Below are 12,186 nucleotides of genomic sequence, written 5' to 3'. Positions count from 1 at the left end.
AACATCACACATTGCACACCAGCCACTTGTCGTCGACGCGGACGAAGTTCCACACGTCGTCGGTCTGCGCTCCGGATTTCTCTTCCTTCAGCGGGACCGTGACCATTCCGCGGTCGCCGTTGACCTGATACTCGGACGGCACACCGTCGATGGACGTTTCGCCGTTGCGCTCGACCTCGCCGGCCCGATCGGTTCGGTACTGCGCATCGTCACCCGGAATCAGGCGCTCGACCTGATCGAAGCAGGTGTTCTGACGCAGCAGCTCCGCGTCGCCGGTGTTCTGCGCTTCGAGGAACCCGTCGAGGCTGTCGGTGAGCAATTGGGCCTGCGTCACGTTGTCCTCCGCAGGTGCGAGCTTCGAGGCCGCGAAGATGCCGACGAGCAACACCACGACGACGCCGACGGCGAGGATGAACGGCCACGCGTTGGGCGGACGCTGCTCACCGGAGTCCGCAGCCGCCTCGGACGCGTTGTTGCGCGCTTCCTCACGACTGTCGACCCACTGCTGCCTACGCTCACTCCACGACGCCATGCGGCCAATCTTCCTCGATCCGACGGGTCGGGCACTACCGGGGTCCGACGGGGATGTCTCCTCGCAACGTGATGCGGTGCATCTTGCGGTGCTCGGTGCCGTAGTCGCGATTGGCGTAGTGCGAGGTGCTGCGGTTGTCCCACAACACCAGGTCGCCCAGCCGCCAGCGGTGCCGCACGATGTGTTCGGGTTTGGTCAGGTGCGCGTACAGAAGATCCAGGATTCCGCGGCTCTCGGCTTCCGACACACCCACGATGTGGGAGGTGAAACCCGGATTGACGAACAGCCCCTTGCGGCCGGTTTCAGGATGGACTCGCACAACGGGATGTTCGACGGGGACCAGTGCGGTGACTTCCTTGCCGTCCCACACGTTGCCTTTTCCGCCGCGCTTCTGCGCGAGGTAGTAGCCGAATTCGCGGTTGCCGTCGTGCATTGCCGTGAGTCCATCGATCATCGTGCGAACCGGCGCGGACAGTGATTCGTAGGCGAGCTGACTGTCGGCCCAGTTGGTGTCGCCACCGTGCGGTGGCAGGACGACCGGACGCAGGATCGAACCCATCGGCGGGCGTTCCATGAACGTGACGTCGGTGTGCCAGACGTCGGCGAAACCGTTGTCCTGGCTGTCGAGGGCGTAGACCTCGGGGGCGACGTGTCCGCTGTCGTGCACCGGGTGGCCCGCAGTGAGATCACCGAGCCTGCGACCGAATTCGATGTGCCCCGCGTCGTCGAGAGACTGCCCGCGCAGCACGAGGACCTTGTGTTCGACGAGGGCGCGGCCCACGGCGTGTATCTGCGCGTCGGTCGCCGAGGCGACGTCGAGGCCGATGACCTCGGCACCGAACGACGGGCCGAGCTTGTCGATGGTGAGCGTGGCGGTCTGTTCCAGGGTGGTCATGTGTCCTCGAATCCGTGCACGGCCGGGCGCTGATCTTCGGCAGCGTTGCCGTCGAGAGAGGGGTCCCGTCCTACTGGAGGAGGGGAAGGGCGTCGGGTCTTGTCACCGACAACACATGTTGGTGCAGGTACGACAGAAGTCGACGGTGAACCGTCGGACCAGGTATGTCGTCTCCACAGAGCAATTCCTACCGGAAACCGGGAAATCCGGCAAGTTGCCCAGTGCCCCAGCTCAGGTTGTCCTTAATTTATGCTGGGGTGTCCGCACTTCCCTCGAAGAAGGTAGCTCGCTGCACATGACCGATCAGACTCGTCCACTCCGCGTCGCCATCGTCGGTGCCGGACCGGCAGGCATCTATGCCGCCGACGCGCTCATGAAGTCCGACCACAGTGTCAGCGGACCGGGCGTCAGCATCGACCTCTTCGAGCGCATGCCTGCGCCGTTCGGGCTGATCCGCTACGGCGTGGCTCCCGATCATCCGCGTATCAAGGGCATCATCACCGCCCTGCACAAGGTGCTCGACAAGCCGCAGGTTCGCCTGCTCGGCAACATCGACTACGGCACCGACATCACGTTGGACGACCTGCGCCGGTTCTACGACGCCGTCATCTTCTCCACCGGTGCCAACGCGGACCGCGCCCTGAACATCCCCGGAATCGACCTCGAGGGCAGCTACGGCGCCGCCGATTTCGTCTCCTGGTACGACGGCCACCCGGACGTGCCGCGCACCTGGCCGCTCGACGCCGAGAAGGTCGCCGTCCTCGGCGTCGGCAACGTGGCCCTCGACGTCGCACGCGTCCTCGCCAAGACCGGTGACGAACTGCTCCCCACCGAGATCCCGGCCAACGTCTACGAAGGCCTCAAGGCCAACAAGGCCGTCGAGGTGCACGTCTTCGGTCGTCGTGGACCGGCTCAGGCCAAGTTCACCCCGCTCGAGCTACGCGAGCTCGACCATTCACCCAACATCGAGGTCATCGTCGCCCCCGAGGACATCGACTACGACGAGGGCTCCGAGCAGGCCCGCCGCAGCTCCAAGCAGATCGACATGGTCGCCAACACCCTGCAGGACTGGGCCATCCGCGACGTCGGCGCTCGCCCGCACAAGCTGTTCCTGCACTTCTTCGAGTCACCGCACGAGGTACTCGGCGCGGACGGCAAGGTCGTCGGTCTGCGCACCGAGCGCACCGAGCTCGACGGCACCGGCAACGTCAAGGGCACCGGAAAGTACAACGACTGGGACGTCCAAGCCGTCTACCGCGCCGTCGGCTACCTCAGCCAGAACATCAGCCAGCTGCCCTTCGACGAACAAGCAGGCACCATCCCCAACGAGGCCGGCCGCGTCGTCGAGTCCCCGTCGTCCACCACGCCCGTTCCGGCCACGTACGTCACCGGCTGGATCAAACGCGGACCCGTCGGCCTCATCGGCCACACCAAGGGCGACGCCAACGAGACCGTCGCGAATCTGCTCGAGGATGCACCGAGCTTCGTCGGCGCGGCCGAGCCGGATCTCGATGCCGTCACCTCGTTCCTCGAAGGCAAGCAGGTTCCCTTCACCACCTGGGACGGTTGGTACCGCCTCGACGCGCACGAGCGCTCACTCGGTGAGCCCGAGGGCCGCGAGCGCGTGAAGGTCGTCGAGCGCGAGGACATGCTCAAGGCATCCGAGCCCGACAAGGCCTGAGTGCCTGCGGCAGTGGTGTGGTTGAGTGCCCTCTGCGGCACATAACCACACCACTGCGCGGAGCGCACTACACGCGAACCGCCAGCAACTTTCCCTCGGTTTCGATTTTGCGCTGATGCTCGTTGAAATCCGGTGCAGCGCAGACGAACAGCGTGCGGCCGTCGGATCCGCCGAGTCCGCAGGCGAAGACCCCGAGATCGAAATCGAGCTGCTGAAGAATCTCCCCGCCCGGTGCCACGTGCAGCACTCGCTGCCCCAGCGCGTCGGCGATCCACATCGTGCCGTCGGTGTCGATGCAGCATCCGTCGGCGGCAACCTTGACCTCACCGATGGCCGTCGCCATGTCCGTCGACGTCGGTAGGTCGCCGAACTTCGCCCAGTCGCGCCGCTCCCCCAGCGATCCGTCCTCGGCGATGTCGAAGGCACTGACCCGGTTGCCGACCGTCTCGTCGACGAGCAGTTCGCCCGAAGCCGTGAACGCCATCCCGTTGGGGAAGTACAGATCCGACGCCACGACGTGCGCCGAACCGTCCGGGTCGACGCGAATCAGGTCGGCCGTCTCGACGGGCGCGAAGTTCATCAGATCGAAGCCGAAGTTGCCGATGTACGCGCGGCCCTGCGCGTCGACGAGCATGTCGTTGAGATTCGCCCGCACATACGTCGACAGATCGGCGTGCACGGTCAGTGAGCCGTCGTGCTCACGCAGTAGCAACTTGTAGTCGCGCATCGACACGATCAGCAGGCGCCCGTCGGGCAACCATCCCAGGCCCGACGGCTGGTTGGGCACTTCGGCTTCGACTCGGACGTCGGAGCCGTCCTCGAGGGCGGACACGACGCGATGGGAGTAGAAGTCCGATACCCAGATCCTCCCCTCGTGCCATCGCGGACATTCGAAGTAGGTGTATCCATCGAGAACGACTGTGGTCTCCGGTTTCATGTTTCGAATTCAAACACCGCGAACGGTGGCCGCGACGCCGAATGCGTGAGCTGGCATGCTGGGGCCCGTGTTCGACGCCCACCTACACATCATCGACCCGAAGTTTCCGCTGATCGAGAACCACGGTTTCCTGCCCGATCCGTACACCATCTCGAACTACCTCTACGACGTCGACGGGCTCGGTATCACCGGCGGCGCAGTGATCTCGGGATCGTTCCAAGGCACCGATCAGACCTACCTGCTGGCCGCGTTGGAGACCCTGGGACGCGGCTGGGTCGGCGTCACTCAGCTCGATCCGGAATGTTCCGACGAGGACATCGTCGCGCTGCACGACGCGGGCGTGCGAGGAATGCGGTTCAACCTCAAACGCGGCGAAACGGATCTTCAGATGCTCACCACTGCGGCGCGCCGTGTCCACGATCTGGTGGGGTGGCACGCCGAGCTGTACGTCGATGCGTCCCTGCTGCTCTCGCTCGAACCGATACTCGCGAAACTACCGGCCGTGAGCATCGACCACCTGGGCCTCTCGACGCAGGGCCTGCCGTATCTACTCGATCTGGTCGATCGCGGAGTTCGCGTCAAGGCAACGGGATTCGGCCGGGTGGACCTCGACATCATCGACACGCTGCAGAAGATTCATCGTGTGAATCCGGCCGCGTTGATGTTCGGCACCGATCTACCGGGCACCCGCGCCCCGCGTCCGTTCTCCGAGACCGACATCGACATCATTTCTCACGCCGTCGGCGGCGATCTCCCGGCGGTGCTCGACGCCAACGCCCGGGCTTGGTATCGCGTCCCTTGAATCAGCAGGGCCCCTGACCCTTAGACGAACAGAGCTCCGCCGAGCCACACTGCCGAGGCGAGCAGCGCGCCGAACAGCTCCACCAGGATGGACAGCCCGGCAGCCTTGGTGGCGTGCACGGTGGATCTCCATGCCTCGGAATGATTGCGATGCCTGGGCACCTCGGCCACGTAGACGCCGGCGATGAAGCCGATGAACAGTCCGACGACGGGGATGACGAAGAATCCGACGATGCCGAGCAGTCCGCCGATCATCAGCGATCGCATCGGCACACCGGCCTCCCGCATGCGCCGGCCCGGCCAGGTGTACTTCACGACGCCGCTCAGAACCAAGAGCACCGTGGCGATCGCGAACACCGTCCAGGCGGCTGCTCCGCCGGTGACCCACGCCCACACTGCGACGGCCGCGAAGATCAAGATGGTGCCCGGCAGAATCGGGACGACGATACCGACGAGGCCCACCAGAATCACCAGGCCGACCAGGACCTCACCGAACACGCTCATGGGCTCAGTGTGCCCTGTGTCGGTTCAGACGGCGGGGTGAACCTTGCCCGCTGCCTCGCGTGCCCGGCTTCGCGCCGTCTCGATGTCCGAGGCCGTCGACACCGCAACGCCCATCCGACGCCTGACGAAACTCGTCGGCTTACCGAACAGGCGAAGATCGGTCTCGGGGACAGCAAGCGCATCGGCGACACCATCGAAGTGAATGCCCTCGGCATCGACACCGCCGTAGATCACGGCCGACGCACCGGGCGAAAGCAGCGTTGTGTCGATCGGCAGACCCAGAACGGCGCGGGCATGCAGCTCGAACTCCGAGAACCGTTGCGTACGTAGCGTCACCAAGCCCGTATCGTGCGGCCGCGGACTCACCTCGGAGAAGTACACGTTGTCGCCCTGCACGAACAGTTCGACGCCGAACAACCCGCGCCCACCGAGCGCCGTCGTGATGCGCTCGGCAACGTCGCGCGCACCGGCCAGGGCCGCGTCGGACATCGGTTGCGGTTGCCAGGATTCGATGTAGTCGCCCGATTCCTGTAGGTGCCCGATCGGCTCGCAGAACGAGGTTCCGTTGGTCGCCCGGACCGTGAGAAGTGTTATCTCGTAATCGAAATCGACGAATCCCTCGACGATGACGCGACCGAGGTCGACGCGACCACCTTTGAGCGCGTACTCCCATGCTGCCTCGACATCGGCCTCGCTGCGAACGACGGACTGCCCCTTGCCCGAGGACGACATGACGGGCTTGATGACGGCGGGAAAACCGATGGTGGACAGGGCATCTCGCACGTCTTCGAGCGAGTCGGCGAACGCGTACGGTGACGTCGGCAGCCCGAGTTCCTCGGCTGCGAGACGCCTGATGCCCTCACGGTTCATGGTCAACTGCGTCGCGCGAGCCGTCGGGATCACCACGCTCCTGCCGCGCGCTTCGACCTCGGCCAGGGCATCGGTGGCTATGGCCTCGATCTCCGGCACCACGAAATCCGGCTGCTGCGAATCGATCAGCGCCAGTAGTTCTTCGGGGTTGCTCATGTCGATCGTGAACGCGTGATGGGCCACCTGATGACCGGGGGCGTTGTCGTAGCGATCGACGGCGATCACCTCGACGCCGAGGCGCTGGAACGCGATGATCACCTCTTTGCCCAGCTCACCCGAGCCGAGCAGCATCACCCGGGTGGCCCCGGGAGTGAGCGGAGTACCGATACGGACGGGATCTGGGGCAGTCACAGCCCTATTATCCACACCCCGATCGATTGGACGACCTAGTACAAGTTAGTCTCCATTCACATTCGCAGGTGACGAGTCGGAACGAGGCAATAACGTGTCGAACACTGGTGGACCACTCGCAGGGCTCCGCGTAGTCGAACTCGCAGGCATCGGGCCCGGCCCACACGCCGCACTGCTGCTGGCAGACCTCGGCGCAGACGTCGTACGCGTGCAGCGTGCCGGGCAGATCTCTCCCCACGACCACCAGCTGCGCAGCCGCACCATCGTCGAGGCCAACCTCAAGGACCCGGCCGACATCGAGAAGGTGCTGGGACTCGTCGAACGCGCCGACGTGCTGATCGAGGGCTTCCGCCCCGGCGTCACCGAACGCCTCGGCCTCGGACCCGACGCCGCCCTCGCCCGCAACCCGCGCCTGGTCTACGGCCGCATGACGGGCTGGGGTCAGGAAGGCCCCTGGGCGCAGACCGCAGGCCACGACATCAACTACATCTCCGTCACCGGCGTACTGAACGCCATCGGCCGCGAGGGCGAGCGGCCCGTCCCACCGATGAACATGGTCGGCGACTTCGGCGGCGGCTCGATGTTCCTGGTCTTCGGCATCATGGCGGCCCTCTACGAGCGACAGAACTCCGGACAGGGACAGGTGGTCGACGCGGCCATGGTCGACGGCACCGCCGCACTCTCGCACATGATCTGGGCCTGGCGTGGCGTCGGAGCCTGGAGCGACGACCGCGGCACCAACCTGCTCGATACCGGCGCACCGTTCTACGACACCTACGAGACTTCCGACGGCCAGTACATGGCAGTCGGCTCGCTCGAGCCACAGTTCTACGCTCAGTTGCTCACCGGATTGGGCCTCGCCGACGCGGACCTGCCGCCGCAGATGGACAAGTCGCGCTGGCCCGAGCTGCGCGAGAAGTTCACCGAGACGTTCCTGTCCAAGACCCGCGACGACTGGGCCGCGATCTTCGACGGCACCGACGCCTGCGTATCGCCGGTCCTCACCTTCGCCGAGGCCCCGAACCACCCGCACATGAAGGATCGCGACTCCCTCATCGACATCGGTGGCGTCACCCAGCACCGCCCGGCACCGCGGTTCTCCCGCACCGAAAACGGAGTCCCGACGCCACCGCCCGCCGCAGCAACCGATATCGCCTCGGTCTGGAGCTGACTGGTGCCGAACTCGAAGTTATGGACGCTTTTCGGCTGATCTCCGTCCACAACTTCGAGTTCGCGGTCGGAACACCGCTGCTCAGAACACCAGGGCCGGCTGTTCCGATTCGGCGCTGGGCGCGAGGGCACGGTACGCAGCAGCCGTGGCCATCACCGCGGCCCGAAGCTCCTGCGGCTCACGGGTGTACGGCAACCTGATATGACGCTCGAACGCACCCTCGACGCCGAATCGCGGGCCTGCCGCCAGCACTGCGCCGAATGCGGGCGCGGTGGCGGCGAGCGCACTCGACACCGGCGCGGGTAGCTGCAACCACAGCGACATGCCGCCCTCGGAGCGTCGGTAGCGCCAGTCCGGAAGGTGTTCGGCCAGAGCATCTTCGAGGACGTGGCGGCGCTCACGTAGCTGCGATCGACGGAGCTCGAGCGCGGATTCGGCGTCCTGCAGCAGGAACGAGGACGCCAACTGATCCATGATCGAGGTGCCGAGGTCGTGCGCTGCCCGCGAGCCTGCCAACTGCGAGACGAGCGACGGATGCGCCCTGATCCAGCCGATGCGCAGGCCGCCCCAGAACGACTTGGATGCCGAGCCGATCGTGACGATGTCCGACCCCGAGACCCGCCCGAACGACGCGACCGGCGGCGGCGGCGGGGCGTCGAGCCACAGGTCCACCATCGTTTCGTCGACGATGAGCGTCATACGAGTGTCGCGGGTGATGCGTGCGAGTTCGGCCCGCCCCTCGGCACCGAGCACCTGCCCGGTGGGATTGTGGAAGTCCGGAATCAGATACGCGACCTTGGCGGCCGTTTGCCGTGCTGCACTGCGAATCCCGTCGAGATCCCAGTCGCCGTCGGCCGGACGTACCGGCACCGGAACGGGACGCGCACCGACCCGCCTGATGGCCTCGAGGGCGTTGGGGTAGGTCGGGTGATCGATCAGCACCCGGTCGCCGGGCGAGGTCAAGGTGCCCAGTAGTAGCCGAACTGCTTGCTGTGCACCGGAAGTCACCATGATCTGATCGGCCGTCGTCGGCAGGCCACGCTCGACGAAGCGTTGCGCAATGGCCTCCCGCAGCACCGCCAGACCGATGGGCTCCATGCCGTGCGTCGGAAGATACGTCGGAAGTGCTTGCAGCGCAGACTCGTACGCGGCGGTCATGGTGCCGTCCGCCGCTGCCATCGCAGCGTGGGACATGTCCACGACCGGACCCGAGGGCGAAGTCGACTGAATCAACATTCCATTGGGAGTGGGTGCAGCGGGGAGGGCGACGGTACTGCGCGATCCCTGCTTGCTGATCAGATAACCCTCGTCTCGCAGTACCGAGTACGAGGACGTGATGGTGGTGCGACTGAGATCGAGGGCCGCCGACAGATCACGCTCACTGGGCAGACCGACGCCGAGCGGGATGCGACCGTCGTGAATCAGTAGTCGAACGCCGTCGGCCAACGCGCGATACGTCGGACGCGACGCCTTGCGCCTACCGGATCCGTCCGAGGACGCGTCGCCGCGCCAGCTGCCGAGATCGCGGGCCAGTGACGTTGCGTTGAGGACTCTCGAAGCCATGCCCACCAGTATTCGCCCACTGGCCTCGAACATTCAAGTCCATTGCGCATTCCACTGGACTGCCGCTCGGGGCCAGGTGGATAATGGACCGATGCCGAGCAGCACGCTCTTCGACACCGCCATCGGCCGTTGCGGCATCGCGTGGACCGACGACGGAGTGGTCGCCGTCGCCCTGCCCGAACCGTCGGATGAGGCGCTGTTGGACTACCTGACCGGCTTCGGCGCAGCGGAAGGGCCTGTCGACGCGCTCGCGGCCGACGCGATCGGGCGAATCGTCGCCCTGCTCGATGGACGGACCGTCGACATGAGCCCGATTCCGCTGCTGCTCCAAGTCTCGGAGTTCGACGCCTCGGTGTACACCGTATGTAGCGGGATTCCCCGGGGCGCGACACTCACCTACGGCCACATCGCCCGCAGGCTCGGCCACCCCGGTGCAGCCCAGGCCGTGGGTGGCGCGTTGGGACGTAACCCCGTGCCGATCATCGTCCCGTGCCATCGGGTGCTCGGCGCAGGCACGGAAGTCGGCGGCTTCTCGGCACCGGGTGGTACGAATACCAAACAAAAGATTCTCGGTATCGAAGGGGTCCCGGGATTCGACGAGCCGACGTTGTTCTGAATTACTACCTCAACGATTGAAACTGCTCGACCGAATAAACCGCCCGAAACGGGGAAGAAGAATGGATTTCAGGCAGATATACCGAGAGCCGCGATAGGAGCGTCGACTGCTGACACCAATACGGCTTCCGGCCCCGGGGTGACATCGGATTCTTCGCGCCGACCACCGATGGTGAATGCACCCACATCCGGAAGCCACCCGATAGCACCGCGTTGAAAGAGGTTGTACCGACCTGATCCGGTGGGCGTCGGACGCTCGTTGCTGATCGGATAACCAAGTGCGCCATAGGGTCCCCCGTGACCGAGGTACCAGTCCAGGATCGGACCGTGCACTTCGTGGGCGCCACCTTCGGGAAGAGCGAACACGGTAGCGTGCGTGAATTCGAGCATTCCCCCGCCCTCGGGGCCGAGCATGAATTCACCGGCCTGAGCGCCGATCCAGGGATGTTCGTATGCGAAGCGATCGAATTGGTAGCTGAAAACTTCCAATCCGTTGTAATTTTCAGTCATCGCTCGACCTTCCGTCGCTATACCTGGTCGCAATTATCCACGCCGGTGAGCATATGCGCAGTTCGATTCGGACATATATGTGACGGCGCTAATTCAGCAACGCGAGAATATCCGCCGGAATCCGATCCACATCTGCCGGATCGATCACCGACCGCGACCACGAACCGCCGGTGCCGTCGAGACGAACGAGCTCATCGGGACCGAGTAGCCACAGCTGATCACCGGCCGACCAGTTGACGCCGTAGCCGTAGGCCTCACTGGACGTGGCGGGGGCGCTGTACTGGACTGCTCCGGTGGCGTCGACGATCTGCAGAGTCGGAGCGCCGTCGATGTCGACGACCCGGGCAGTCGACGCACCCGACGGCGAAGCCACCGGGGCGGACAGAGCCGCGGGAGCAGGCGGGGTGGTGACCTCCTCCGGTAGGGCAGCAGCGGGCGTGTCGGTGGTGGACGACGGGGTGGTCGTGGTCGGCGGAACCTCGACCGGTGGCGGAGCCGGAGACTCCTCGGTGAGCGACGGATCCGTCGTGGTCGGGGCCGGTGCGAGCGTCGAGTCCGGAACAAGCGGAGACGTCGCCGTGGGGGCCTGTGTCGTGGTCTCCGGAACGATCGCTCGTGGGGCGCTGCGAGCGGCAGCCGGGGTGCCTCCGCAACGAGCACTGGCAGCCAGGCCGATGAGAAGACCGTTGTTCATCGTTATGTTCGCAGTGGGGCTCGGCTGCGAGAACCTCGTGCCCGATTTGGTTCGAATGGATGCGGTGTAGACGCCGTCGAGCACCGGGGCCAGCGGCAGCGGTAGCAATTGCAGGAGTGCTCCGTTCTCCACTGCTTGAGTGATGACCACCCCGGTAGCAGCAGTCCCGGCTACCGCGAACTCACGGTCGTTTTCACCAGCCTTTTTCAATGTCAACTGGTAGGTGTACTGCGCCCCCCGTGATGGGAAGGTGAGATTCACGAAGCGAATCGCACCGAGAAGCCCCCGCTCTGCATTCGTACAAGTCAGCGACAGCGGTGCTGGAATCGGCAGGGCCGTGGTGAAGGTGCCGCTGAGGGCCGTTGCCGTATCTTGTCCCGCAGCAAGGGTTGTCGGAGTGTTCGAGGCACTGATGCCCACTGCCGAGATGGCCGCCAGCGCGAGCACCACACCGAGGGTGGACGTCCCGCGTCCCTGGGCGCTGTGCCGCCCACTGGGCGGTTCCTGCAGTCGATCGTCGTCGTCGGGCTGCGCAGGGGACTCCACCGTCGGCCTACGAAATCCGAACGCGGTCATGAGAAGTACGCCGACGGCGATGCCACCGATGAACACTGCGACCGGGCCGCTGAGCCAGGTGACCGCGTAGCCGAGTTTCCCGACGCTGAAGAACACACGATCGGCCTCGGACACCACGTAGCTCTCGGCATCGGGCTCAGCGTTCGCGTCACCCTTGAGGAACAGCTGTGCACTATCGGTTCCGACCGCCCCGATCTCGACCACGCGGTGGGTGATTCCTGTTCCCGACGCGTTGGTCACCTTGACGATGTCGCCGACCTCGATGTCCGCGACCGGAGTCGTCTTGCTCAGCGCCAGAGCGCCGGTGTCGATAGCCGGGGCCATGGACCCGGAACGGAAGATCAAGGGGGTGATGCCGAAGAACACGGCCGCGAGTGCGAACAGCACACAGACGAGCCCGGCGACAGCGCCGACGGTCAGAGCGATCTCGCGAAGCAGACGCGGGCGAGATCGCATGGGGGTGGCTGCGTGGGTATCGGACATGAT

General features: G+C 65.3%; 12 protein-coding genes. 4 read left to right on the top strand and 8 right to left on the bottom strand.

The genetic code is table 11. The features are described 5' to 3' along the window. Window positions 1-4: 4 nt before the first annotated feature. On the bottom strand, window positions 5-532 hold the full coding sequence (locus AYK61_RS20735; protein ID WP_121872219.1) for a hypothetical protein: 528 nt from the start codon (window positions 530-532) through the stop codon (window positions 5-7). 34 nt (window positions 533-566) lie between these two features. Then, complete coding sequence (locus tag AYK61_RS20730) at window positions 567-1,427, bottom strand: TauD/TfdA family dioxygenase (protein ID WP_121872218.1); 861 nt, start codon at window positions 1,425-1,427, stop codon at window positions 567-569. Between the two features lie 295 nt (window positions 1,428-1,722). On the opposite strand from AYK61_RS20730, the gene AYK61_RS20725 reads away from it, so the two are divergent. Further along, window positions 1,723-3,108 (top strand): FAD-dependent oxidoreductase, encoded by a 1,386-nt coding sequence (locus AYK61_RS20725; protein WP_121872217.1) that lies wholly within the window; start codon window positions 1,723-1,725, stop codon window positions 3,106-3,108. 67 nt (window positions 3,109-3,175) lie between these two features. Here AYK61_RS20725 and AYK61_RS20720 read toward each other — a convergent pair whose 3' ends face one another. Then, entirely contained in the window at window positions 3,176-4,045 is an 870-nt protein-coding gene (locus tag AYK61_RS20720; protein WP_183130378.1) for an SMP-30/gluconolactonase/LRE family protein, read from the bottom strand. A gap of 67 nt (window positions 4,046-4,112) precedes the next feature. Between AYK61_RS20720 and AYK61_RS20715 the strand changes: the two genes are divergently transcribed. Then, a complete protein-coding gene (locus tag AYK61_RS20715; RefSeq protein ID WP_187298632.1) occupies window positions 4,113-4,847 on the top strand; it encodes an amidohydrolase in 735 nt (244 codons plus the stop codon). 20 nt (window positions 4,848-4,867) lie between these two features. Here AYK61_RS20715 and AYK61_RS20710 read toward each other — a convergent pair whose 3' ends face one another. Together AYK61_RS20710 and purT are read right to left on the bottom strand one after the other, a co-directional pair. Continuing rightward, window positions 4,868-5,350, bottom strand: a complete 483-nt coding sequence (locus AYK61_RS20710) for a DUF456 domain-containing protein (RefSeq protein WP_121872214.1) — start codon at window positions 5,348-5,350, stop codon at window positions 4,868-4,870. Between the two features lie 24 nt (window positions 5,351-5,374). After that, window positions 5,375-6,571 (bottom strand): formate-dependent phosphoribosylglycinamide formyltransferase, encoded by a 1,197-nt coding sequence (gene purT, locus AYK61_RS20705; protein ID WP_121872213.1) that lies wholly within the window; start codon window positions 6,569-6,571, stop codon window positions 5,375-5,377. Between the two features lie 94 nt (window positions 6,572-6,665). Between purT and AYK61_RS20700 the strand changes: the two genes are divergently transcribed. Then, on the top strand, window positions 6,666-7,742 hold the full coding sequence (locus tag AYK61_RS20700) for a CaiB/BaiF CoA-transferase family protein (RefSeq protein WP_121872212.1): 1,077 nt from the start codon (window positions 6,666-6,668) through the stop codon (window positions 7,740-7,742). An 81-nt stretch (window positions 7,743-7,823) separates the two neighbouring features. Here the strand turns inward: AYK61_RS20700 and AYK61_RS20695 are convergent, their stop codons facing one another. Next, window positions 7,824-9,305 (bottom strand): PLP-dependent aminotransferase family protein, encoded by a 1,482-nt coding sequence (locus AYK61_RS20695; RefSeq protein ID WP_121872211.1) that lies wholly within the window; start codon window positions 9,303-9,305, stop codon window positions 7,824-7,826. 91 nt (window positions 9,306-9,396) lie between these two features. Between AYK61_RS20695 and AYK61_RS20690 the strand changes: the two genes are divergently transcribed. Next, window positions 9,397-9,921, top strand: coding sequence for a methylated-DNA--[protein]-cysteine S-methyltransferase (locus AYK61_RS20690; protein WP_121872210.1), 525 nt, complete (start codon window positions 9,397-9,399; stop codon window positions 9,919-9,921). Window positions 9,922-9,989: 68 nt separating this feature from the next. On the opposite strand, the gene AYK61_RS20685 is transcribed toward AYK61_RS20690, so the two are convergent. Both AYK61_RS20685 and AYK61_RS20680 read right to left on the bottom strand, forming a co-directional pair. Continuing rightward, on the bottom strand, window positions 9,990-10,430 hold the full coding sequence (locus AYK61_RS20685) for an LGFP repeat-containing protein (RefSeq protein WP_121872209.1): 441 nt from the start codon (window positions 10,428-10,430) through the stop codon (window positions 9,990-9,992). Window positions 10,431-10,518: 88 nt separating this feature from the next. Further along, window positions 10,519-12,183, bottom strand: a complete 1,665-nt coding sequence (locus AYK61_RS20680; protein WP_259468134.1) for a signal peptidase I — start codon at window positions 12,181-12,183, stop codon at window positions 10,519-10,521. Between the last annotated feature and the right edge of the window lie 3 nt (window positions 12,184-12,186).

Origin of the sequence: Rhodococcus sp. SBT000017, from assembly GCF_003688915.1 — a bacterium.
In the GTDB taxonomy this organism is placed as follows: Bacteria; Actinomycetota; Actinomycetes; order Mycobacteriales; family Mycobacteriaceae; genus Rhodococcoides.
This window is presented reverse-complemented; position numbering and strand designations above follow the sequence as displayed.